This is a genomic window from Arthrobacter sp. NPDC097144, assembly GCF_044762205.1.
Classification (GTDB): domain Bacteria; phylum Actinomycetota; class Actinomycetes; order Actinomycetales; family Micrococcaceae; genus Arthrobacter_B.
In genome coordinates this window covers 609,892-632,861 of sequence record NZ_JBIWDW010000002.1, presented here as the reverse complement: position 1 = coordinate 632,861, position 22,970 = coordinate 609,892, and the positions used below count along the sequence as shown (strand labels likewise).

Annotated in this window: 18 protein-coding genes and 2 pseudogenes; 2 read left to right on the top strand and 18 right to left on the bottom strand. The window is 65.2% G+C overall.

Going from position 1 to position 22,970, the window contains the following annotated elements; translation table 11 throughout:
* Positions 1-78 precede the first annotated feature (78 nt).
* Both ACIQXM_RS06535 and ACIQXM_RS06530 read left to right on the top strand, forming a co-directional pair.
* Entirely contained in the window at positions 79-1,134 is a 1,056-nt protein-coding gene (locus ACIQXM_RS06535; protein ID WP_400929271.1) for an SPFH domain-containing protein, read from the top strand.
* Positions 1,135-1,446: 312 nt separating this feature from the next.
* On the top strand, positions 1,447-1,800 hold the full coding sequence (locus ACIQXM_RS06530; RefSeq protein WP_104054264.1) for an RNA polymerase-binding protein RbpA: 354 nt from the start codon (positions 1,447-1,449) through the stop codon (positions 1,798-1,800).
* A gap of 120 nt (positions 1,801-1,920) precedes the next feature.
* On the opposite strand, the gene ACIQXM_RS06525 is transcribed toward ACIQXM_RS06530, so the two are convergent.
* The 18 genes and pseudogenes from ACIQXM_RS06525 to ACIQXM_RS06440 all read right to left on the bottom strand — a co-directional run bounded on the left by ACIQXM_RS06525 (position 1,921) and on the right by ACIQXM_RS06440 (position 22,885).
* Positions 1,921-2,649, bottom strand: a complete 729-nt coding sequence (locus ACIQXM_RS06525; protein ID WP_400929267.1) for a polyprenol monophosphomannose synthase — start codon at positions 2,647-2,649, stop codon at positions 1,921-1,923.
* A 406-nt stretch (positions 2,650-3,055) separates the two neighbouring features.
* Entirely contained in the window at positions 3,056-4,699 is a 1,644-nt protein-coding gene (locus ACIQXM_RS06520; RefSeq protein WP_400929264.1) for an amidohydrolase, read from the bottom strand.
* A 142-nt stretch (positions 4,700-4,841) separates the two neighbouring features.
* On the bottom strand, positions 4,842-7,697 hold the full coding sequence (locus ACIQXM_RS06515) for a DEAD/DEAH box helicase (protein WP_400929261.1): 2,856 nt from the start codon (positions 7,695-7,697) through the stop codon (positions 4,842-4,844).
* Positions 7,698-7,782: 85 nt separating this feature from the next.
* Positions 7,783-8,568 (bottom strand): twin-arginine translocase subunit TatC, encoded by a 786-nt coding sequence (tatC, locus tag ACIQXM_RS06510; RefSeq protein ID WP_400929258.1) that lies wholly within the window; start codon positions 8,566-8,568, stop codon positions 7,783-7,785.
* Positions 8,569-8,765: 197 nt separating this feature from the next.
* Positions 8,766-8,960 (bottom strand): annotated as a pseudogene (gene tatA, locus ACIQXM_RS06505) (Sec-independent protein translocase subunit TatA); the annotation flags it as partial.
* A gap of 32 nt (positions 8,961-8,992) precedes the next feature.
* Positions 8,993-9,328 (bottom strand): hypothetical protein, encoded by a 336-nt coding sequence (locus tag ACIQXM_RS06500; protein WP_400929255.1) that lies wholly within the window; start codon positions 9,326-9,328, stop codon positions 8,993-8,995.
* Positions 9,329-9,406: 78 nt separating this feature from the next.
* Positions 9,407-11,443 (bottom strand): helix-turn-helix transcriptional regulator, encoded by a 2,037-nt coding sequence (locus ACIQXM_RS06495; protein WP_400929252.1) that lies wholly within the window; start codon positions 11,441-11,443, stop codon positions 9,407-9,409.
* A gap of 155 nt (positions 11,444-11,598) precedes the next feature.
* Positions 11,599-11,994 (bottom strand): FKBP-type peptidyl-prolyl cis-trans isomerase, encoded by a 396-nt coding sequence (locus ACIQXM_RS06490; RefSeq protein WP_400929249.1) that lies wholly within the window; start codon positions 11,992-11,994, stop codon positions 11,599-11,601.
* A gap of 36 nt (positions 11,995-12,030) precedes the next feature.
* A complete protein-coding gene (locus ACIQXM_RS06485; RefSeq protein WP_400929246.1) occupies positions 12,031-12,921 on the bottom strand; it encodes an FKBP-type peptidyl-prolyl cis-trans isomerase in 891 nt (296 codons plus the stop codon).
* Between the two features lie 162 nt (positions 12,922-13,083).
* Positions 13,084-14,445 carry a Pup--protein ligase gene (pafA, locus tag ACIQXM_RS06480; protein WP_400929243.1) on the bottom strand — a complete coding sequence of 454 codons (1,362 nt, stop codon included), beginning with the start codon at positions 14,443-14,445 and terminating at the stop codon, positions 13,084-13,086.
* Positions 14,445-15,212, bottom strand: coding sequence for a proteasome subunit alpha (gene prcA / locus ACIQXM_RS06475; RefSeq protein WP_400929240.1), 768 nt, complete (start codon positions 15,210-15,212; stop codon positions 14,445-14,447). The genes pafA and prcA overlap by 1 nt, the downstream gene beginning before the upstream one ends.
* A gap of 2 nt (positions 15,213-15,214) precedes the next feature.
* Complete coding sequence (gene prcB, locus ACIQXM_RS06470) at positions 15,215-16,039, bottom strand: proteasome subunit beta (RefSeq protein ID WP_400929237.1); 825 nt, start codon at positions 16,037-16,039, stop codon at positions 15,215-15,217.
* A gap of 3 nt (positions 16,040-16,042) precedes the next feature.
* Complete coding sequence (locus ACIQXM_RS06465) at positions 16,043-16,246, bottom strand: ubiquitin-like protein Pup (RefSeq protein WP_400929235.1); 204 nt, start codon at positions 16,244-16,246, stop codon at positions 16,043-16,045.
* Positions 16,247-16,319: 73 nt separating this feature from the next.
* Entirely contained in the window at positions 16,320-17,912 is a 1,593-nt protein-coding gene (gene dop, locus ACIQXM_RS06460) for a depupylase/deamidase Dop (RefSeq protein WP_400929548.1), read from the bottom strand.
* Positions 17,913-17,926: 14 nt separating this feature from the next.
* A pseudogene (arc, locus tag ACIQXM_RS06455) lies at positions 17,927-19,600 on the bottom strand (proteasome ATPase); the annotation flags it as partial.
* Positions 19,601-19,813: 213 nt separating this feature from the next.
* The gene (locus tag ACIQXM_RS06450; protein ID WP_400929232.1) at positions 19,814-20,881 is read right to left on the bottom strand and encodes a tRNA (adenine-N1)-methyltransferase; all 1,068 of its coding nucleotides are present in this window, start codon (positions 20,879-20,881) and stop codon (positions 19,814-19,816) included.
* 103 nt (positions 20,882-20,984) lie between these two features.
* A complete protein-coding gene (locus ACIQXM_RS06445; RefSeq protein ID WP_400929229.1) occupies positions 20,985-22,160 on the bottom strand; it encodes a site-2 protease family protein in 1,176 nt (391 codons plus the stop codon).
* Positions 22,157-22,885 (bottom strand): HAD family hydrolase, encoded by a 729-nt coding sequence (locus tag ACIQXM_RS06440; RefSeq protein WP_400929227.1) that lies wholly within the window; start codon positions 22,883-22,885, stop codon positions 22,157-22,159. The genes ACIQXM_RS06445 and ACIQXM_RS06440 overlap by 4 nt, the downstream gene beginning before the upstream one ends.
* Positions 22,886-22,970: the final 85 nt, after the last annotated feature.

Genomic DNA, 22,970 nt, shown 5'->3' with positions numbered 1-22,970 from the left:
AGCGCCGCCCGGCGGCAGACGCCGCCGGACACAGAAAGGCGGGCCCGGAACGGGCCGGCCAAACCTTGAAGGGGGAATATGAGTTCCGGAACAACGGGCCTCGTCGTCATTCTGGCTGTCCTGATAATTTTTGTCCTGGTCATCCTGGTGAAATCGGTCAAGATCATTCCACAGGCACGCGCGGGCGTCGTCGAACGCCTGGGCAAGTACCAGCGGACCCTGAACCCGGGCCTGACCATCCTGATTCCGTTTGTGGACCGGCTGCTGCCGCTGCTGGACCTCCGCGAGCAGGTCGTTTCCTTCCCGCCGCAGCAGGTTATTACCGAAGACAGCCTGGTGGTCTCGATCGACACGGTCGTGTACTTTCAGGTCACCGACCCGCGCGCTGCCACCTATGAAATTGCCAACTACATCCACGCGGTGGAGCAATTGACCACCACAACGCTGCGCAACGTCGTCGGCGGACTGAACCTCGAAGAAGCGCTCACCTCGCGTGACCGCATCAACGGCCAGCTGCGCGGTGTGCTGGATGAGGCCACCGGCCGCTGGGGCATCCGTGTTTCCCGCGTTGAGCTCAAGGCCATCGAACCGCCCCTGTCCATCCAGGATTCCATGGAAAAGCAGATGCGTGCCGAGCGTGAGCGCCGCGCCACCATTCTTACCGCTGAAGGTACCAAGCAGGCGCAGATCCTGAACGCCGAAGGCCGCCGGCAGGCAGCCATCCTGGCCGCCGAAGGTGATGCCAAAGCTGACATCCTCCGGGCTGACGGCGAATCCCAGGCAATTGCCAAGGTGTTCGAGGCCATCCACAAGGGCAACCCCGACCAGAAGCTGCTGGCCTACCAGTATCTGCAGACGCTGCCCAAGCTGGCGGAGGGCACCTCGAACAAGCTGTGGATCATTCCCAGCGAGCTTGGTGAAGCACTCAAGGGTGTGGGCAGTGCACTGGGAAACTTTGTTCCCGACGCCCTCTCCCCCAACGGCACTGCCAACGGTACGTCTCCTGCTCCGTCAGGCAAGGCATCGGGCAAGGCGTCAGGCAAGGCATCGGTGCCCGCTGCTGACGGTGCTGCGGCAGCGGCTTCGGCACCTGCCTCCCCGACCCTCGCGGACTCCCCCGACGCAGCCCTATAGGGGCCCGCTTCCGGTGCTGGTAGCCGCGGGCCCCGGTCCGCGGTTACCACGACCGGCCACCGCCCGGTATAATTGGTTGTTTGCCGGGGTCTGTCACCAGGCGCCCGCCTGCCGAACGCAGCTCCGTGCCGGAACATTCGGCGCCGAAGCCGCGTTGAAGACTGTGGAGCGCTTGCCGGACGGCACCGTAAATCGGATGCGGACTGCGTGTCCGGTCGGGCGGCACAAACTTGAGGGTACCGGGGCCGAACGGTACCAACCAGCACTACAGACGGGTCCTCCGGGATCCTTCGGACTGAAGAGGGAGAAAAGATGAGCGATCGCAGCCTGCGGGGTATGCGCCTTGGCGCGCAGAGCATGGAGACTGAGTCCGGCGTTGAGCCGGCTCCCCGCCAGCGGGTGGAATACCGCTGCGAGGACGGCGAACGGGTATTCGTGACGTTCGCTGCCGAGGCCGATGTTCCTCCGGTATGGGTATCCAAGACCGGCAAGGAAGCGCTCCTGGTCGACGGCGAGAAGCCGGACACCAGCAACGACAAGCCGGTCCGTACCCACTGGGACATGCTGCTGGAGCGACGCAGCATCGAGGAGCTGGAGACGATCCTCCAGGACCGCCTGACCATCCTGCGTGAGCGCCGCGGAGAGCGCACTTCAGCCTCGAAGTAGCGGAAAAGCTTCGTCCGGGTCTTCGCGCCCGAACAGCACATAGAAAGGGAGGGCGGCTGCCGTACGGCAGCTGCCCTCCCTTTCTATGTGCCCGGATCCACGATGTCCGGGGGCGGGAGTCTAGCTCCGGTGGGTCAGCTTGTTCCAACGGGCGCTCAAGCCCCATTTGGTCACGTTGGCGATGGCTTCGAAGACAATGTTCCCGCTCATCTTGGAAGCACCGAATTCCCGCTCAACAAAAGTGATCGGCACCTCCTGGATGCGCAGGCCCATACGGGCAACGCGGAAGGTCATGTCCACCTGGAAGCCATAGCCAACCGACTCAACGGCACTGAGGTCCAGCGCTTCCAGGGTGGAGCGCCGGAAAGCCCGGAACCCTGCGGTGATGTCACGGACCCCAATGCCCAGCATGAGGCGTGAGTAGGTGCTTCCGCCGCGGGAGAGGATCTTGCGGTGCAGGGGCCAGTTGACCACGGAGCCGCCCGGGACCCAGCGTGATCCGATGACCAGGTCGGCACCCTTCTCCGCAGCTTCCAGCAGCAGCGGCAGCTGCTCGGGCTTGTGGGAGCCGTCTGCGTCCATTTCCACGAGAATGTCGTACCCGCGTTCCAGGCCCCAGCGGAAACCGGCAATGTAGGCCGCTCCGAGTCCTTCTTTTCCCTTGCGGTGCAGCACATGGACCCGGGGATCCTTGGCAGCGATCTCGTCTGCATAGGCACCGGTGCCGTCCGGGCTGTTATCGTCCGCGATCAGCACGTCCGAATCCGGTACCGCCAGCCGCAGCCGCTGGAGCGTTTTGGGGAGGGACTCGATTTCGTTGTAAGTCGGGATGATGGTCAGGACGCGCACGCAGGTTGCCTTTCATTGGGGACAGGCTGCGTGGAACGCAGCCAGTGGGGGTGTTACCCCAACACGACTTTCCAGTATATGGGAGCTGGCTGCCGCCCCGTGCAGCGCCCGGTGCCATGCCGGTCACACCTCGGATATCTCCGGGTACAGATCGGGGCAGGTCCCTTCGCCTTCGGGCCAGAACAAGCTTCCGCCGGAACTGTTTTCTACTGACGATGGGACCCGCCCCTAGTGTGCACATGTCAAGCAGTGCGGGATTTATCCGGCCGCGGAAAGCCCTAATTGTGCCGGGCTCCTCCGCGATTCCCCTAGCCTACGTGCTGTCTCTGCTGTGTCAACAAGCCTCTGACTAGGACGTTTACGCGTCAGTGCAGGTCAGGCGGGGCTGATGGCCGAAACAGCGCCGTTAAAGACCTACTGATCGGTAGAGTTCGGTTCCGTTGTGGACCGTCAGCAGGCAGCGCGGCTGATGGGCGGTGTCCAGCGCAGGAAGCAGCGGAGTACCGGCCCGCGGATCGGTGCTCCAGGCGGCACCTTTGGCATCCGGCGTCTGCACCATAAGTTCTTCTACGTCCCATACTGCATACGACGCCGGCGCCCCGGGTGCCAGCTGGCCCAGCATGAAGTTCCCCGAACCCGCGGCCCGCCATCCCGCCCGGGTGTGGCCAATGAAGGCTGCACGGGCGGAAATGCGCTCCTCGGGGTTGGAGAGCGAGACCGCGGCGCGCACGGCGGACCACGGATCCAGCGGCAAAACAGGAGAATCGGATCCCATCGCCACCATGACGCCGGCGGAAAGCAGGGATGCCAGGCGGTTCATTGAGCGGCTGCGTTCGCCCAGCCGCTGCTCGTAGAGTTCACCGGTTCCGCCCCAGGCGGCGTCGAAGCCCGGCTGCATGCTGGCGATCGCACCGTAACGCACCAGCTCGGCGATGGCGGCGTCGTCGGCCATCTCGACATGTTCCAGCCGGTGGTGGGAGGCACGGATGCGGTCCTCGCCCACGGCCTCGGCGGCGAGCCGGAGGCCCGCCACAACAGTGTCCAGGCCGGCGTCGCCGATGACGTGGAAACCGCCCTGCAGCCCGGCGCGGGTGGCCAGTTCCAGATGCCGTCCGGCCTGCTCGGCGGTCAGGTACAGGGTCCCAGAGGTTTCCGGCGCATCCGTGTAGGGTGCCCTGAGGGCGGCTGTCCGGGCACCGATGGACCCGTCCATGTTCAGGTCTCCGGCCAGTCCGCGCAGGCGGCCCTCAAACGGCGCCGTAATCTCTTCCAGTTCCGCCTCGGTCTGGGCGAGCTGCCCCCAGTAAGGAAGCACCTCCGGCAGCGGGTCTGAGCCCAGGGAGCCTTCCAGGCCCATCAGCTGGCGCAGATCCTCGACCGGGGAAATGTGCGGCGCAGCCATTTCGGTGACCGCGATGATGCCCTGCCCGGCTGCGTGCTTGAGGGCCGCCTGCTGGTAGCGGGAGCGCTGGGCCAAATCCAGGGACCGGGACGCCGTCCGCGCCACGGTGTGCGCAGCCCGAACCACAAAGCCGTTGTCCCAGCCGTCGTATTCCGCCAGCTTGAGCCCGGCGGCCAGGGTTCCGGAGACGACGGCGCAGTGCACGTCGGTGCGTGCCAGGTAGACCGGACGGGATCCCGACGCCGCATCCAGCTCGGCAGCAGTCGGCACCCTGCGCTCCGGCCAGGAGGACTCGTCCCATCCGTAACCGGCAATCAGGCCGTCTGTTTTCGCTGCTGCCTCGGCCACCAGGTCCAGAAGTTCGGCGAGGGAGGAAGCACCGGTCAGATCCAGGGAGGACAGTGCAGCGCCGGTTTCCGTAATGTGCGCATGCGAGTCCACGAACCCGGGGGTAATGAGCGCACCCTGCAGGTCAACAACAGTCATTCGGTCATCCTGCAGCGACGTGGCTGCATGCTCGGAGCCAACCCATGCGATGGTGTCCCCGTCCACCAGCATTGCCGTGGCAAACGGATCAGCCGCGCTGTACACGGATCCGTTGCGGTAGAGCGTCAGCTTGGAGCTGCTCGGAGCGGGGTTGGCGTTCAAGGACTCACCTGTTTTCTGTAGTGCTGTTGGTGTAATGCTGTTGGGTCGTACTGATCAAAAAATGCGTGCCGGCGGGAAACACGGGCATGCGGGGTTTGCCGGCCGCGCAGGCCGGCGGGTCAAGGTGTTCGAGGTTCCGGGGCTACTCACCCACGGCGGAATAGGCAACAACGCCGCGGCGGATCAGGCCGATGGCCTCGATGCACCGCCGGCGCAGTCCCCCGGGCAGGTCGGGAACCTTGGCCAGCTGGTCCAGCAGGTCGATGACCTGCTTGGTCCAGCGCACAAAGTCTCCGGCCGCCAATTCGGTGCCGTTCAGCGCCAGCTGAAGGTGCTTGCCCTTCGCCCACTTGTACATGGGCCAGACCAGTCCCAGCTCGGGCTCACCGGTCTGCGGAAGCCGTTCGGACTCTTCAAGGTCGGTGAGCTCGGACCACTGCCGGATGATGATGTCCATGGCCACTTCAAGGGACACGCTGGGCAGTTTGGGACGCACCCCGCGCTCTTCGCGTTTGGCCTGGTAAACCAGGGCAGTGGCCAGCGCTGCCAGTTCAGCGGCGTCGACGTCGTTAAAGGCTCCCTTTTGCAGTGACAGGGCGGTCAGGAGGTCCTTTTCACCGTAAATGCGGCGCAGCTTCTGGCCCGCAGCGGTTACCACCACGCGGCCGTCCTCGTCCGGAGCCACATAACCATAGCGGCCCAGCACGTCGCACACCCGGTCGAACGTCTTGGCAATGGTGTTGGTGCGGCCGCGGATCTGCGCGGCCAGGTTGTCCGTCTCGCGGCGCAGTTTCCACCACCGCTCCGCCCAGCGTGCATGGTTTTCCCGGTCGCTGCAGCCGTGGCAGGGATGGGCCCGCATCTTCCGTCGCAGCTCCGCGATTGCCTGTTCCTGGCGGTTGCTGCCGCCCACGTGCAGATCCCCGCCGCGGGCCCCGGACTTACGCGGAGGCCGGTGGTCATGCAGGGCGTTCCGGACGGAGGAGGCCAGGTCACGGCGGTCTTTCGCTGCCCGGGAGTTGAAGGACTTGGGAACGCGGATATGGGAGACCATCTCCACCGGACCGTTCAGTTCAGAGGCGGTGATGCGGCGGATCTGCTTGTCTTCGGTCAGCACCGTGGTACGGGCCTCCCGGCCCGGCTGGGCTTCCTGCGGCAGCACCACGGCGTAGCCGGAATTCCGGCCCCCGGGGATGAGGATCACGTCTCCCTGCACCAGTCCGTCCAAAGAGGCGGCGACGGCGGAGCGGCGGTCCCGTGCGTGGGTCTTCGAAGCCTGTGCCTCCAAGTCCGACAACTGGCGCCGCAGCCCGGCGTACTCGGTGAAGTCTCCCAGATGGCAGGTCATGGCCTTTTCGTACCCGGCCAGGGACTCCTCCCTGGACCGGACCTGCTTCGCCAATCCCACCACCGAGCGGTCCGCCTGGAACTGGGCAAAGGATGACTCCAGGATTTCGCGTGACCGCTCGCGGCCAAACTGGGCCATCAGGTTGATGCTCATGTTGTAGGTGGGACGGAAGCTGGAGTTCAGCGGGTAGGTCCGGCGGGAAGCCAGGCCGGCAACGGCGGCGGGGTCCGTACCTGGCTGCCAGAGGACCACGGCGTGGCCTTCGACGTCGATGCCGCGCCGTCCCGCACGGCCGGTGAGCTGGGTGTACTCCCCCGCTGTGATGTCCACGTGGGCTTCTCCGTTGAACTTATCCAGCTTTTCCAGCACCACGGTGCGGGCCGGCATGTTGATGCCAAGGGCCAGGGTTTCGGTGGCGAAGACGGCCCGGACCAGGCCGGCGGTGAACAGGCGTTCCACCACTTCCTTGAAGGTCGGCAGCATGCCGGCGTGGTGGGCGGCAAACCCGCGGATCAGCCCCTCGCGCCAGGTCCAGAAGCCCAGTACTTCAAGGTCATCTTCGGGAATGTCCTGGCTGGCTTCGTCCACCATGCGGGCAATCGCCGTGCGTTCGGACTCGCTGGTGAGCCATAGGCCCGAGTCCACACACTGGCGCACGGCCCCCTCACAGCCGTTGCGGGAGAAGATGAAGGTGATGGCAGGCAGCAGGCCGCGTTTGTCCAGCTGGGCGATGACGGCAGGGCGCGATGCCCTGGGGATCCGGCTGATGGGCGCCCCCGAGGACCCGCGGCGGGAAGTGTCGCGCCGGCTGCTGTGCGAGGATCCGCGGGAGCCGCCCCAATGCCCGCCGTGGCCGCGCTGGTTGATCCGGGACTCGGCCCGGGCTAGCTCGAGCAGCTCGGGGTTCACCCGGTAGCGTTCCTGGACGCCGGCCTGCTGCGCCGGTTCCGCCGCTTCGTCGAAGGAGACGTCGGCCTCGAAAAGGTCCATGATGTCGCGGCCCACCATGACGTGCTGCCAGAGCGGCACGGGCCGGTGTTCGGACACTACGACGTCGGTATCGCCGCGCACCGTATCCAGCCAGGCGCCGAACTCCTCCGCGTTGGAGACGGTGGCGCTGAGGGAGACGAGCTGCACGTCGGAGCGCAGGTGGATGATGACTTCTTCCCAGACGGCTCCGCGGAACCGGTCGGCCAGGTAGTGCACCTCGTCCATCACCACGTACCCCAGGTCATCCAGGGTGGAGGAGTTGGAATACAGCATGTTGCGCAGGACTTCGGTGGTCATGACGACGACGTCTGCGTCCGGGTTGATGCTCGTGTCTCCGGTGAGCAGCCCCACCCGGTCTGAGCCGTAGGAGGCCGAAAGCTCAAGGTACTTCTGGTTGCTCAGCGCTTTGATGGGGGTGGTGTAGAACGCCTTGAGGCCGCGTTCCAGGGCCATGTAGACGGCGAACTCCCCCACCACCGTCTTGCCGGCGCCGGTGGGGGCAGCCACGAGGACACCTCGGCCGGATTCGACCGAACGGCAGGCCTCCGCTTGGAAGGGATCAAGGTCAAAGCCCAGTTGCTGCTCAAAGACGGCCAGGTGGGTCTTGGAGTGCTCGGCTCGTTCTTTCGCGGCCAGGTACCGCTCCGACGGGGAAGTCATGTTCCCAGCCTAGACTCTGCCGGGCCCCGAACGCGCCTTTGAAGGTGCTGCTCCGCCTTGGGCTGAACCCGGGGCCCCGGAAGTCTTACAGGTTTTCCAGCGGTGTGGCCGTATTGGCGCTCTCGTCGATTTCGGCTTCGCGCTCAGCACGCCGGCGGGCACGGCGCTTGTCATTGAGGAGACAGATTGCCACGGCCAGGCCGAACAGCAGCAGCAGCGGGGCAGCCATATAGAACATGCTCAGGGCGTCACCGCCGGGGGCGGCCATGGCAGCAAGCACACAGATCAAAAAGAGGGTGATCCGCCAGTATTTGATGATGACCTTGCCCGGCAGAATACCGGTCATGTTCAAGCCCACCAGCACCACCGGAATCAGGAAGGCAATACCAAAGGCGAGCATGAGCCGAAGCACGAAGGCCAGATAGACACTGGCCGTGATGACGTTGGCGCTGCCCTCGGGCGTGAAGCCCGTAAGGACCTTGATGGCGCTGGGCAGCAGGATCCAGGCCAGCGTGACGCCGCCCAGGAACAGCGGCACCGACGCCGCCAGGAAGCCCAGGGCGATGCGGCGTTCTTTCGTCTTCAGTCCGGGGGTAATGAAAGCCCACAGCTGGTAGAGCCACACCGGGCAGGACACCAGGAGCCCAATGAAGATGGAGACTTGGATCATCTGGTCGAAGGGTGTTGCCACACCTTCGAAGTTGATGGTGGCCAGCCGGCCGTCCTCATTCCCGACGTCGATAACCGGGCGGGTCAGCGCGGCAAAAACAGGCGTGTAGAGAAAGAAGCCCGCCACGGTGCCAAGCAGCATGGCGATGCCGGCCTTGAACAGCCGGTTGCGGGCTTCTTTCAGGTGTTCCTTAAGGGCCATCCGCCCTTCAGGGTTGGATTTGCGCCCTTGGGTCAGCGCCACGGCCGTTACAGGCTGGTGGGCGGGTTACCCGCGGGGCGCTGATCCGTGCCGGGAGCGGCTGCATTGCCGGGTGCTGCCGGCGGAACCGGGACCGTGGGCGGAACGGAGGCAGTGGGGGGAACCGGGGCGGACGGAGTGCCGGCTGCGGGCGGAGTATTGACGATTCGTCCTTCCACCGGCTCTTCGGCAGAAGCTGCCGGCTTGTTCTCGTCCTGCATCTGGCGGACCTCTGACTTAAAGATGCGCAGCGACTGTCCCACGCTGCGGGCCAGCCCGGGGAGCTTGGGTGCGCCGAAGAGCAGGAGGGCCAGAATGACCAGAATTGCGATTTGCCAGCCTTGAATATTCATGCCGGTGTCCTTTCGTTTGCAGACATTGTATGTCAGAGATCTGGGAAGTCCCGCAGTGCGCGGGGCTGGTTATTCGATATGCGCCGGCTCACCCGGCGCTCCCTGCGACGGAGCTTTCGGGCCTCTTTGCCTTCTTCGTAGCGGGCCCTCTCGAGGATGGGGTCCTCGAAGATTCCCAGTTCCCGGTGCGGCGTTGCCGGAGGCGCCGCGGCGGCGGGAACGGAAACAGCCAGCGCTGAAACAGCGCTCTCGGCTTCACGAAGTGTACTCATGAACTTGCGGAAAATCCGCCAGCCAATCAGGGCGTAGAACGCCGCGGCGGCGACAACAAGCGCCGCCCATATCAAAATCCAGGACCACCAAGGCATAGTCCAAGCATAGTGCCGGGGACACCTTGGACCGGCATCGCACCGCCCGCAGGCGGAACAGGCATTCCGCGCCGGAAGTCAGCGGTCCGCCTGCCCGGCAGGATAGTTGGCCAGTGCTTCCCGCAGCCAGGTCTGCGTTTCGCGGCGCAGCTCCTGCGGTGCGGCGACGGCGGCGCCGCCGCCCAGCCGGGCAATGAAGCCGGGAATCCAGCGCGTATTTCCCACGCGCAGTTCCGCGGCACTTCGCCCGCGTGACAGATCTGCGCGGCGGACGGCGTCGTACGCTCCTTCCACCCAGCTGGCGGAGGGCTCAAGGATTAGCGTGACCAGGAGATCCTCATCACTGGGGCGGAACAGCCCGGAAGGGAAGGCGGCATCGGGATCGGGGCCCTGCCACGAAGCGGGTCCGGAATCTGCGACGCTGTGGATCCGGTCCACCCGGAAGTTGCGCACGCCTTCGGACCGGTGGCACCAAGCTTCCAGGTACCAGAGGTCGTTCACGGAAAAAACCCGGCGCGGGTCCACCGTGCGGTCGGTCACTTCGTCGCGGCTCGGCACCAGGTACCGGAGGTTCAGCTGGCGGCGGCCGGCAATGGCACGCTGCAGCGTGTCCAGGACACCGGCGCCGGCCGCTGGTTCCGCGAGCCTGGCGGCGACGGCGGTGCCCACCCGTCCGGATTCTCCTGCCGCTTCGCTGAGCTTCGCCAGGGCGCTGGCCAGTCCCGGCGCAGTGCCCACGCCGGGAAGGGATGAGAGGGTTTCCAGCCCTACGATCAGGGCTGCTGCCTCATCCATGCCCAGCCGCACCGGCTCGGAGAGGTCCTCGGCGTTGTCGATGAAGATTTGGCCGTTTTCAAAGTTCACGTCCATCAGGCCGTTGGGGTAGTGCCGCGGGCCGCTCACGAAGAGCAGGTTCAGGTCATCGGCCAGCTGGGCGGGAGTCACGCCAAAGCGGCGGGCCGTCTGTTCAAGGTCTGCTCCCTGGCTCCCCAGGACGTACGGCACCAGGTCCAGCAGGCGGGTCAGGTGGCTCTGGGCTGCGGTGGAGCTGGCGGCAGGGGCAGGTCCGCGCGGAACGAGGGTGAATGCGGGCACTGGTCTGTCCTGTGCCGCAAGGGCCAGCCGAAGCAGATCGGCGACGGCGGCCCGGAATTGGGGCGGGTGGACGGCTTCCGCACGGGAGCCCAGTGCGGCCGTGTCCGCAGCAAGTGCGTCCAGATCCGGAACTGTGAGTGTCAATTCTTCCCAGCCGGGCTGCCCGGACGGTACCGGCGCTGCGTCGGCCCGCAGCCGCAGCTCCGCTGCCGCCCCCTCCTGTACCCGGACCACGGCCGTTACCGGGGCGAAGACCCGGTCCAGGGAGGCGAGGGAGGCATCAATGGTGAAGCCGGCGGGCACCTCATAGCTGCCCTCGTCCAAGCTGACGGGTGTGGTCATACGGGAGAGCCGGAAGAACCGCTCCGCGCCGCGGTCCACATCCCAGCCGACGACGTACCAGTGGCCAAACCTGCTGCCCATCCCCCATGGCTGCAGATGCCGCACCGTGCTGCGCCTCCGTGGGGCTGCCTTTCCCGGGTCTGCTGCTTTACCCGATGAACGGCCTGCCGGACGGTAGCCGAAAGAGATGGGTGTACGGGTGGTCGTGGCTTTCCATACTGTCTCAAAGTTGGGGTCATTGGTCCGGATCCGCGGCTGCAGCGGCATGGAGGCGGCGTCTTCGGCTGCCACGCCCCGCGCCTGCAGTTTGCGCAGTGCCCGCGCAGCTGCGGATCCGAGGGAGGCCTGCTCCCACATGCTCGCGGCCAGTGCCAGGACGGCGGACTCTTCCGGCGTGAACCGGACCGCCGGCAGCCGGTACTGATCCGCCCGGATCCGGTAGCGGCGGACCGTGTTGTCCTGGTCGTAGAGGGTTTCCTCGCTGTAGGACTCCACGGGGATGCCCTGTTCCCGCAGGAAGGCCTTATCCCGGTCAAAGAGCTTTTCCCGGGCAGCAGTTGAGGGCGCCTCGCCGTACAGCTCAATCTCGTCAAAGAGTTCGTGCTTCGTGAAGCCCCTGCGGGTGGACAGCAGCGCAATCACGAGATTCAGGAGGCGTTCGGTTCTGTTGGCGGGCACGGAAGCCAATCTACCGCGCCCGGGCGCTGCCGACCGGCCGGTGCGGCACCTCTTCTGTCCCGGACCGCTCAAACGGAGCACCAACAGGACATGGAAAAGGCGGGCCGTTCAGCTGCTGTGCAGATGAACGGCCCGCCTTTGGTCACGGATCCGGGTTAGCGGACGCCCAACAGATCAACCACGAAGATGAGGGATTCTCCGGGGGCAACGGCGGAACCGGCACCGCGGTCGCCGTACGCCATGTGGGCGGGGATCTCGAGCCGGCGGCGGCCGCCGACCTTCATGCCCAGCAGGCCCTGGTCCCAGCCCTGGATGACCTGACCGACTCCCACCTTGAAGTCCAGCGGGGTGCCGCGGTTCCAGGATGCGTCAAACTCTTCACCCGTGGAGAAGGCAACTCCGACGTAATGTGTGGAAACGGTATCCCCGGCCTTGGCCTCGCGTCCGTCACCCACCACGATGTCTTCAATCAGGAGATCAGTGGGGGCCTCGTGGTCCGGAAAGTCGATCTCCGGCTTCTGGCGGTCATATTCGCGCTTACCAAATGACATGGTTCTCCTAAATCAGTGGACTTACTTTATGCAATCTTACTTTGCGTCAAGAATGTCGACGACAAAGACGAGCGTCTCGTTCTGCAGCTCGTGGCCGTCAGTGGTGCCGTAAGCGGTGGCCGGCGGGGCCACAATCAGCACCTGGGAACCGACAGTCTTGCCCGCCAGTCCGTCAGTCCACGCGGGGATGACCTGGTCCAGTCCGAAGGAAGCAGGGGTGCCGCGGCTCCAGCTGGAGTCGAAGGTGGATCCGTCTGACCACTTAACGCCCTCATACTGCACGGTAACGCTGTCATCAGCCTCGACGACCTTTCCGTCGCCCTTCTTGAGGTCCTGGACCACCAGTTCAGTGGGGGCATCCGTCTTCGGAACCGTGATGGTGGGCTTGCCGTCGTCATCCAGCGTGACCGACGGTGAGCCTTCAACGGGGGCTACATCGGAGCCCCAGGCGCGGGTCGGAACGTCCCGCACGTCCGTGACGGTGAAGACAATGAACTGTCCGGTGGTGCCGGCCTCTTCATTGGCAGGCACAAAGAAGGCAAAGTCGGATCCTACAGGTGCGCCCAGCAGGGCGCTGTACATCTGTTCGTTGCCCTGCTTGAGGGTCTCATCAACAACCAGGTCTTCGCCCTGCTCGGCGGTGTACGTCTCCTGGAGGGTGTCACCCTTTTCCGGGTCCACTGCGGCGAGGCGGATGGAGGCGGTCTGGCCTTCGGCCACTTCTTCGCCGTCGCCGTCGTTGATTCGCTCCAGTTCGGGCTCATCCGCTGTCAGGGGCTTATCGAACCCAATGGTGGGGGCAGTCCCTTCCTCACCGCGTTCGATCTTGACCGAGGACAAAGGTCCGTTGTTGTCGTTGCCGGCGTCGCTGGAGCAGGCCGACAGGAAAACCAGGGCGGACAAACTTATGGCTAGTACTTTTCGCACACTACTTCTTTCAGTGGTGGACAGTCGGGTCCGCGCTATCCACCGGCGGAGCCGTCTAGGGCGCGGACGTTCCATACCAGCGTAGCGTTTCTGCCTGTGTGCCGCCTTAGCGCAGTTCAGGGCGCGGGGAAGGCGGCCAGCGGCTTCCGGCCGGCCGTCCCGCTACAGGGTGGCCAAAAGGGCTTCGACCCGCTCGTCCACTGCCGCAAAGGGATCCTTGCACAGGACCGTCTGCTGCGCACGGTCATTGAGTTTCAGGTGCACCCAGTCCACGGTGAAGTCGCGGTTGGCGGCCTTGGCCCGGCGGACAAAGTCTCCCCTGAGCTTGGCCCGTGTGCTCTGCGGCGGAACATCCACGGCCTCTTTGATGTCGCTGTCCTCCACCAGCCGGGCCGTTTCCCCGCGGGACTGGAGCAGATAGAACAGCCCGCGGCGGCGGGAAATGTCGTGATAGGTCAAATCCAGCTGTGCCAGGCGGGGAGAGGCCATGTCCAGCGAGTTCCTCTCCGCGTAGCGGTCCACCAGTTTCTTCTTGATGGCCCAGTCAATTTCGGTGTCGATGCCTGAGGTGTCCTGGGACTCAATCGCCGTGAGCGTGCGCTCCCAAAGGTCCAGCACCCGTGGGACGTGGCGGTTGTGGGCGCCGTTCGCGGACACAAAGGCCTTGACCCGGTCCAGGTACACGCCCTGCAGCTCGAGTGCGGTCATGGTGGAACCGTTGGCGAGTTTCAACGGCATGGATCCGGTGAGGTCGTGGGAGATCTCACGGATGCTCCGGATGGGATTCTCCAGCCGCAGATCCCTGAGGATGGCTCCCGCTTCAATGACGCGGAGCATCAAATCCACGGAACCGACCTTGAGCATGGTGGTGGTCTCGGACATGTTGGAGTCCCCGGCAATGACATGCAGCCGGCGGTAGTGTTCGGCGTCGGCGTGCGGCTCGTCGCGGGTGTTGATGATGGGGCGGGAACGCGTGGTGGCGGAGGAGACCCCTTCCCAGATGTGGTCCGCGCGCTGGGAGAAGGCGTACAGGGATCCGGACTGGGTCTTGAGCACCTTGCCCGCGCCAACCAGCAGCTGCCGGGTGACGAGGAACGGGATCAGGATGTCCGCCAGGCGGGAGAATTCCAGCCGGCGCGGAATGAGGTAGTTTTCGTGGCTCCCGTAGGAGTTGCCCGCCGAATCGGTGTTGTTCTTGAACAGGTACACGCTGCCGTTGAAGCCCTCCGCCCGCAGCCTGTCCTCGGCCTCGTCGATGAGGTCGTCAAGGATCAGTTCCCCGGCCCGGTCATGGGCCACCAGCTGGGCCAGGTCGTCGCATTCCGCCGTGGCATATTCCGGATGGGAACCGACGTCAAGGTAAAGGCGCGAACCGTTGGTCAGGAAGACGTTGGAAGAGCGCCCCCAGCTGACGACCTTGCGGAACAGGTAGCGGGCCACTTCCTCGGGCGAAAGCGGCCGTGAATCGGGACCGGAGTAGGCAATTCCAAATTCTGTCTCGATACCGAAGATCCTGCGGTCCATCAGTCTCCCTCCGGGCCGGACAGCAAACGGTCCAGCTCCACCGTGTTGATTCGTCGGAACGCGCGCACCGTGCCCCGGGATGACAGCGGGCTGCGGTCCAGGACTGCCACTTCAAGCAGCCCGGCTCCCAGCCGCTCCGGTTCCTCCCCCACGGCGTCGCCGGCATTGCCGTAGCCGTTGGAGCCCGCAGGTGCGGTGCGGGTGGCGGAGAGTGCGGCAACCGCGGTGCGGATGGCGTCGGGGAATCCGGTGTCCTGGTTCCAGGTCCGGGCCAGGGCTTCATTGACCACGTCGGCCTGGCCGCCCATCACCACGTAGTTGCTTTCATCGGCGATTGAACCGTCAAAGGTGAGCCGGTACAAATGGTCGCCGTATGGTTCCGCACCCACCTCGGCCACGGCCAGTTCCACCTCAAAGGGTTTTCCTTCAGTGGTGAACACCGAGCCGAGGCTCTGGGCATAGACGCTGGCCAGTCCCCGGGCCGAGACGTCTTCACGCGAATATGAATATCCCCGGACATCGGCATACCGGACTCCGGCCTGGCGCAGGCTCTCGAACTCGTTGTACTTGCCCACCGCTGCGAAGCCAATCCGGTCATAGATCTCGCCGAGCTTATGCAGCGACGGCGAGGGGTTTTCCGCTACCAGCGCGATCCCCTCTCGGCAGGTGAGCACCACCACGGAACGGCCGCGCGCTATGCCTTTCCGGGCAAAATCCGCCCGGTCCTTCATCAGCTGTTCGGGCGATACATAGAACTGCTGCGTCATAATCAGCCCTCCAGTCCAGCAGCGGAACGGCGGTTAACCAGTTCCTGGGCCACGGTGTGCAGTTCTCTTTCCGGGATTTCGCGGTTGCCGGCGCTGTTGACCACGTAGACCACCGGCCACAGCTGCCGCACCAGGTCCGGGCCCCCGGTGGCGGAGTCGTCGTCGGCCGCGTCGTAGAGCGCCTCCACGGCAACGGCCACTGCCTGTTCCTCGTCCAGGCCCGGCGTCCAGAGCTTCTTGAGTGCTCCGCGGGCAAATACGGATCCGGACCCCACACTGTGGTGTTCGTATTCCTCGTAGCGGCCTCCGGTCACGTCATAGGAAAAGAGGCGGCCAATGTGGCGTTCGGTGTCATACCCGGCAAAGAGCGGCACCACGGCCAGTCCCTGCAGGGCGAGCGGAAGGTTGGAACGCACCATGGCGGCAAGCCGGTTGGACTTGCCGTCCAGGCTCATGGGTGTTCCCTCGATCTTGTCGTAATGCTCCAGCTCCACCTGGAACAGCCGGATCATGTCCAGGGCCAGTCCAGCGGTGCCGGCAATGCCCACCACGGAATACGTGTCCGCCGGGAACACCTTCTTGATATGGCGGCTGGCAATCATGTTGCCCATGGTTGCCCGCCTGTCTCCGGCCATGAGGACGCCGCCCGCGTAGGTGAGGGCAACAATGGTGGTGGCCTGCGGTGCCGCGGCGGACGCGGATCCCGCCGGGGCGGTCCCCAGATGCCGGGCTGAGGGCAGAAGCCCTGGATGGTGACGGGCAAGGTGGTCGCTGAAGGACGGCGGAGCCGCCCCGTTAACCGCTGCTGCGGGATCCCAACGGGCCATCCGCTACTGTCCGCCCTTTTGGATAAAGCCCCGGACAAATTCTTCGGCGTTGTTTTCCAGGACGCCGTCAATTTCATCCAGGAGGTCGTCCACGCCCTCCGTCTGGGCAGAAGCACCCGCACCGGCATCGGCTTCGGGCGGAGGCGTCTCTTCCAGCTCCTCTTCTTCGGTGCGGGCTCCGGTATTCCTGCGGTCCTGGGTTGCCATGATGTCTGCCTTCCTTGGCCGGCGTTCGGCCCTGTGACGGGTCCTGACACGTTATGACCCGAACTGCTAGTGCCTATGGTGCCACGCTATGTTCGGGACCGGACAGGAGTCGAGTGACAAAGTCTTCTGCGTCTTCGGATACAGCGAATAACTCTTCGGTGAGTGCCCTGGTTCCCTTCAGCGGTTCCCGGGTGGGAATCCGCTGCAGGCGCCGGCGTGAGGGCAGTTCAAAGATGATCGAATCCCAGCTCGCCCCCACCACCTGGTGGGGGAAGCGGCTGACGCACTTGCCGCGGAAGTAGGCACGGGTGTCGTCCGGAGGTTCGGTGACGGCCCGTGCTATTTCCGCGTCCGTCAATATCCGTTCCATTTGTCCCCGTGCCGCCAGCCGGTAGTAGAGCCCCTTCTCAGGGCGCATGTCCGAATACTGCAGGTCCACCAGGTGAAGCCGGGCGTCGGACCAGGACAGGGAATCGCGCTCCCGATACGCCTGCATCAGCTTCAGCTTGGCAACCCAGTCCACGGAGGCCGCGGCTTCCAGCGGGTCGCGCTTGAGCGTACCCACCAGCGAGGTCCAGCGCGTGAGGATGTCCTCGGTTTCCGCGTCCGATCCCCGGCTTCGGCAGTGTTTCGCCGCGGCTTCCAGGTAAATCTCCTGCAGGTCCAGCCCGGAGACCCTGCGGCCGTCCTTCAGCTCCACCAGCTGCTGCAGGCTCGGATCGTGGCTGATGGCCTGCAGCGAACCCACGGGATCCCGCAGCTCCACCTCTGGGGCCGTCCCCTCCTCGATCATGGACAGCACAATGGAGGTGGTGCCCACCTTCAGCAGGGCCGACACCTCGCTGAGGTTCGCGTCCCCAATGATGACGTGCAGCCTCCGGTATTTTTCGGCCACCGCGTGGGGCTCATCGCGAGTGTTGACGATGGGACGGCGGATGGTTGTTTCCAGCCCCACTTCAGCTTCAAAGAAGTCGGCGCGCTGGCTCAGCTGGTAGCCCTGGCGCTGATTGTTGGTGCCGATCCCCACCCGCCCGGAGCCCACAATGACCTGCCGGCTGACGAAAAACGGAACCAGTCCCCGGACCAGGTCCGGGAACGGGACGCTGCGGGGCACCAGGTAATTCTCGTGGGATCCGTAGGACGAACCCTTGCTGTCGGTGTTGTTCTTGTAGAGGTTTACCGGAGAAAAGCCCGGTGCCGCAGCAATGTGCCGGATCGCGGCCAGTACGACGGCGTCCCCGGCTTTGTCCCACAGCACGGCATCGCGCGGCGTAGTCACTTCCGGGGATGAGTACTCAGGATGGGCGTGGTCCACGTAGAGCCGGGCGCCGTTGGCAAGCACCATGTTCATCAGCACGGGATTGTCCGAGGTCTGTTCGCCGTAGAGGGCGGCAGGTCCTCCCCCCTCCATGGCAATCTGTTCCGCATCCAGCACCGGCGGCGCATCAGTCAGCTGGGTCGGATCGGCTGCCGTGCGCGGCACGGCGAAGCCCCGGGCGTCATTCAGCGGGGCTTCGTCCGTGTAGTCCCACCTGGTGCCGCCGAAGTTGCCCATGCCGCTTCTCCTCGAGGCGGCATAGGCATTGACGATTTGGCTGGACAGGACGGTTGCGTTGGCTGCGGGCAGGCCGGGCGCGAGGACTCCGTATTCGGTCTCCGTGCCCATGACACGGCGCACGCTCACAGATACTGCCCGGGGTTGGCGGCTGTTTCGATGGTGCGTCCGGGTTCCTGCCCGGCTTTGCCCTGGACGATGGTGCGGATGTAGGTGATGCGCTCGCCTTTCTTTCCGGAAATGCGTGCCCAGTCATCCGGGTTGGTGGTGTTGGGCATGTCCTCGTGCTCGCGGAATTCATCCACCACCGCACGCATCAGGTGGTCAATCCGCAGGCCCCGCTGCTGCAGCGTGAGCAGATCCTTGATGGCGTACTTCTTGGCCCGGTCCACCACGTTCTGGATGACGGCGCCGGAGTTGAAGTCCTTGAAATAGAGCATCTCCGTGTCACCGTTGGCATAGGTGACCTCCAGGTACTCGTTGGACTTGTCCTCGGCGTACATCTTCTCCACCGTCCGGCGGATCATTTCCCGAACCGTCGTGTGCGGGTCATAACCGTTCTCGGCGAGGTCGTCCCGGTGCAGGGGCAGGTCCGGGGTGAGGTACTTGGCGAAGATCTCCGCCGCCCCCTCGGCGTCCGGGCGCAGGATCTTGATTTTCACGTCCAGCCGGCCCGGCCGCAGGATTGCCGGGTCAATCATGTCCTCACGGTTGGAAGCACCGATGACGATCACGTTTTCCAGCTTTTCGACGCCGTCGATCTCGGAAAGCAGCTGCGGAACAATGGTGGTTTCCACATCGGAGGAGATGCCCGTGCCGCGGGTGCGGAAGAGGGAATCCATCTCGTCGAAGAACACCACCACGGGGCTGCCGCCCGAGGCCTTCTCCCGGGCGCGGGCGAAGATCAGCCGGATATGCCGCTCCGTCTCCCCCACGTACTTGTCCAGCAGCTCGGGTCCCTTGATGTTCAGGAAGTAGCTGCGGGTGCCCAGGGATCCGGTCTGCTCCATGACGCGGGCCGCCAGCGAGTGGGCCACCGCCTTGGCAATGAGCGTCTTGCCGCAGCCGGGAGGGCCGTACAGCAGGATTCCCTTGGGCGCCTTGAGCCCGTGTTCCCGGTACAGGTCCGGGTGCAGGAAGGGCAGTTCCACGGCATCCCGGATCTGTTCGATCTGGGGGCCGAGGCCGCCGATGTCCGAGTAGGCGATGTCCGGAACTTCCTCGAGGACGAGGTTTTCCACTTCGCTGCGCGGAATCTTTTCCAGCGCGTAGCCGATGCGCGTGTCCACGGTGAGCGCATCGCCCACCCGGACCTTCTCCGACTCCAGCGGACCGTTGAGCCGGACCACGCGTTCGTCGTCGGCCCGTCCGATCACCAGGCAGCGGTCGCTGCCCAGGAGCTCCTTGACAGTAAACAGTTCGCCGCTGCGCTCGAAACCGAGCGAGGCAACGGCCACCAGCGACTCGTTCAGGAGCACTTCCTGGCCGGGGACAATCTCATGCATGTCCAGCAGCGGGCTGACGGAAACCCGCAGCTTCCGGCCGGACTGGATAATGTCCAGGCTGTCCTGGACCGCTGCCGTTGTTGTCCTGCCCCTGCTGGCCGGAACCCGGTGGTTCACGGAGATCACGGTGGCGAAGCTGAAGGGCGTGGCGCCCTCTTTGTCGAGGGCGTCTTTCAGGCGGATGATCTCCGCCTTCGCCGTCTCCAGCATCGCCACCAGCCGGGCGTTGTTATGGGTCAGGGCCGCCAGCTGCCGGTCCACGTTCCGCAGCTTGTCACGCAGCACGCTGACCTGGGGGGAATCCGCACCCGGGGCAGCGGAGTCACGGAAGTATCCGTGCGTCTCCTCGGCCCCTGAATTGGAGGTGTTCTCTTCGGACATGGTTGCGACCACCTTCACGTTGCGCAGGGTCTCTAGGTTTGACGATAACCCAGCGACGCAGGCAACACACCGGTTGCAACCTCTTGTCTTTCTCCGGCCGGCAAAGATTCACCAACCCGATTGCGGCTAGGGGTTTTCCGGCGTAACGTCCCGGTCCGCGTTGTACTTTTCAGCGTTTTCCAATGCCCCGCGCTGAACCTTGGAACTGGCGTCGCGGGCGGCCCGGCGGAGCTTGTGGGCGGACACTTCGCGTTCCCCCACGGCTGCCGGCGTCCAGGCGTTGAGGTCCTCTTCGCTGAAGTTGGTCTTGGATGCGCGGCGCTTGGGAACCAGTCCGGTAGCGCCTTCGGCCAGGCGCCGGGCGGTCAGCAGGAATCCGGTGTGGGCCACCATGCGGTGGTCCGGACGCACGGCCAGGCCCTCGAGGTGCCAGCCGCGGACCATGGATTCCCAGCCGTCCGGTTCCGTGAAGCGGCCGTCGGCACGGATGGCTTCAGCAGTGCGCGAGAGCTGGGTGACGGTGGCCACGTAGGAAATCCACACGCCTCCCGGTGCCAGGACGGTGGCGACGGCGTCGGTGCACTCCCAGGGTGCGAGCATGTCCAGGACCACCCGGTCCACGCTGCCGGGCTCTTCGGTGCGGACCACTTCTTCCTGGAAGTCTCCGATGCTGATGTTCCATGCGGGGTGCGGACCGCCAAAGAACGTCTCAACGTTGCCGCGGGCAATGTCAGCGAATTCTTCGCGGCGCTCAAAGGAATGCAGGGATCCCTGGTCTCCGACGGCGCGCAGCAGCGAGATGCTCAGTGCCCCCGAGCCGACGCCGGCTTCGACCACGCGGGCGCCGGGGTAGATGTCCGCCATGGTGACAATCTGGCCGGCGTCCTTCGGGTAGACGACGGCCGCACCGCGGGGCATGGACAGCACAAAATCGGAGAGCAGGGGCCGGAGCACCTGGTACTGGTGGCCCGTGGTGTTGGAAACGATCGTGCCCTCGGGCATGCCGATGATGGTTTCATGCGGGAGGAATCCGCGGTGGGTGTGGAAGGCGCCGCCTTCGGTCAGGGTGATGGTGTTGCGGCGGCCTTTTTCGTCAGTGAGCTGCACGCGCTCCCCCGGGCGCAGCGGCCCGCGGCGGTGTTCGGCTCCGTGGGGAGCGGGAGCTGCAGTCTGGCCCGGAGTCTCCGAGTTCATGGGTATTCCTTTGGATCGTGTGGTGCTGGTCTGGAGTGGATGAAGCCGGCGCCCGGACTGCGGTGTCCGCGGCGCGTGGGGAAAGGAAAGGGTCAGGGGCGGGTCACGGAGCGGTTGGCCGGCGCCGGGCCGGCCGGGCGGAGATGGCGTTCAGGACAGCATCCCGGGTCAGGATTCCCACCACGGCACCGTTACGGTCAATCACGGCGTACTCACTGCCCTGAAGTTTAGCGAGGTACTCCACCAATTCTGAACCCGCAGCTTCGGCCGGAACGTAGGCTCCGGGCGCCAGCGCGCGGGCTGCGGCGTCCACTGCGGTGGTATCGGCAAGGTGGTCCGGGACCAGCGCCAGGGCACCTGCGTCCGCTATGGCCCACGGCTGGCCGGTGGGTGCGGTGATGACGAGGGCTGCGTCCGCGTGCGTCCCCACTTGCTCCCGTGCGCGGGACACCGGTGAGCCGGAGGGAACGGAGACGGCCGGCCGCATGAGGGTACCGGCCTTAACCTCCGGGAGCCGGAGGCGGAGGCGGGCATTTTGGATGCTCGCCCCGGCTCCCATCCACAGGAATCCGGAGATCACGGCGGTCAGCAGTACCGTCTGCAGGTCAGGGGAATCTCCCCTGAGGTACGGGGGCACCAGGACGGCGGCTGCGAGGCCGACGGCGATGATGCGTCCGGCGTATCCGGCGGCTACGGTGCCGCGGTCCTGGGAGCCGGTGGCTTTCCAGACGGCGGATTCCACGATTCGGCCGCCGTCAAGCGGCAGCCCGGGCAGGACGTTGAAGATTGCCACCAGCAGGTTGGCCCAGACAAAGATTTCCGCCAGCAGTGTGGCCACCGGGCTCAACGGCAGGGCGGTCAGGAAAAGCCAGCCCGCTCCGGCGAGCAAAAAGTTTGCTGCCGGTCCGGCCAGTGCCACCAGCAGGGACCGGCCGGGAGTGGAACGGACGTTGCCGAACTGCGTGTGGCCGCCCCAGAGCGTCAGGACGATTTTTGCCGTGGGCCAGCGGTATGCCCTGGCCAGCAGGGCGTGGGCCAGCTCGTGCACCAGGACGGAGACCAGGAGCAGGAGCGCGTAGCCCAGGGCGACGCCATAGGCACCTGCACCAAGGTAGGGGAAGCTGCGGCGTACCAGCGGCCCGAAAACCACAATGATGAAGGCGGCAATGATGAACCACGAGTACGCCAGGTAAATGGGTACTCCGGCGATCCGTCCCAGGGGAATCCCGTCACGGGCCGGTGCCGGTGCCGGTGCCCCGGCGCCCGGTCCACCGCTCAACGCGAGGCTCCGGCTGTCGCCCCGGAAACCAGGGACGCCAAATCTGCCGCGGTCCGTCCGCCCAGCGTGTCCCACTCATGCCGGCCGTCATCCGGAGGCAGCGGGAGGAAGTGCGGAACGCCGAGGGTAACCAGCCCGGCGGCACGGGCCGAAGTGACTCCGGGCAGGGAGTCCTCAATGGCGACGACCCGCTCTTTGGACAGATCCGGTACCAGTCCGGAGAGCCGGTCGAAGGCCAGCTCATAGGGTTCGGGGTGGGGCTTGCCCCGGCTGACCATGTCCCCGGTAACAACAAAGGAGAACGTTCCGGCGGGAAGCTGGCTGCAGACTTCGTTGGCGAGGATGGGCTCGGACATGGTGACCATGACGCAGGGAATGCCCTCCTCCTTGAGTTCGGACAGCAGTTCGCGTGCACCGGGCCGCCAGGGCACCTGCTTCCTGACCTTCACTGTTACTTCACCGATAAGGCGGTCAATAATTTCCCGGACAGTCAGTGGTACGCCTGCGTTCTGCAGCAGGCCGGCGCCAAAGGCCAGCGCCTGGCCCACCATGGCCTCAGCATCCGAATCGGTCCAGGAACCCCCGTAGCTGTGGACCAGGTCCTTCTCCGCCTGGATCCAATAGGGTTCCGTGTCCACGATGGTTCCGTCCATATCCCACAGGACGGCTTGGAGCGGGCCGGATGCGGAAGGGACCTGCAGGGCACTGGGGACAGAAGAAGACATGCCTCTCAGTCTACTGGGCGGCGGCGGCCGGGTTTGTTTTGCTCTTGGCGAAGGGCTCTGCTCGGTCCTGACAACGCCGCGTGCT

What these genes read in the sequence shown, in the direction of transcription:
- ACIQXM_RS06535 (WP_400929271.1), top strand. Translation starts at nt 79, where the DNA reads ATGAGTTCCGGAACAACGGGCCTCGTCGTCATTCTGGCTGTCCTGATA.
- ACIQXM_RS06530 (WP_104054264.1), top strand. Translation starts at nt 1,447, where the DNA reads ATGAGCGATCGCAGCCTGCGGGGTATGCGCCTTGGCGCGCAGAGCATG.
- ACIQXM_RS06515 (WP_400929261.1), bottom strand. Translation starts at nt 7,697, where the DNA reads ATGACTTCCCCGTCGGAGCGGTACCTGGCCGCGAAAGAACGAGCCGAG.
- tatC (WP_400929258.1), bottom strand. Translation starts at nt 8,568, where the DNA reads ATGGCCCTTAAGGAACACCTGAAAGAAGCCCGCAACCGGCTGTTCAAG.
- ACIQXM_RS06500 (WP_400929255.1), bottom strand. Translation starts at nt 9,328, where the DNA reads ATGCCTTGGTGGTCCTGGATTTTGATATGGGCGGCGCTTGTTGTCGCC.
- ACIQXM_RS06490 (WP_400929249.1), bottom strand. Translation starts at nt 11,994, where the DNA reads ATGTCATTTGGTAAGCGCGAATATGACCGCCAGAAGCCGGAGATCGAC.
- pafA (WP_400929243.1), bottom strand. Translation starts at nt 14,445, where the DNA reads ATGGACCGCAGGATCTTCGGTATCGAGACAGAATTTGGAATTGCCTAC.
- prcA (WP_400929240.1), bottom strand. Translation starts at nt 15,212, where the DNA reads ATGACGCAGCAGTTCTATGTATCGCCCGAACAGCTGATGAAGGACCGG.
- prcB (WP_400929237.1), bottom strand. Translation starts at nt 16,039, where the DNA reads ATGGCCCGTTGGGATCCCGCAGCAGCGGTTAACGGGGCGGCTCCGCCG.
- ACIQXM_RS06465 (WP_400929235.1), bottom strand. Translation starts at nt 16,246, where the DNA reads ATGGCAACCCAGGACCGCAGGAATACCGGAGCCCGCACCGAAGAAGAG.
- dop (WP_400929548.1), bottom strand. Translation starts at nt 17,912, where the DNA reads ATGGGCACGGAGACCGAATACGGAGTCCTCGCGCCCGGCCTGCCCGCA.
- ACIQXM_RS06450 (WP_400929232.1), bottom strand. Translation starts at nt 20,881, where the DNA reads ATGAACTCGGAGACTCCGGGCCAGACTGCAGCTCCCGCTCCCCACGGA.
- ACIQXM_RS06440 (WP_400929227.1), bottom strand. Translation starts at nt 22,885, where the DNA reads ATGTCTTCTTCTGTCCCCAGTGCCCTGCAGGTCCCTTCCGCATCCGGC.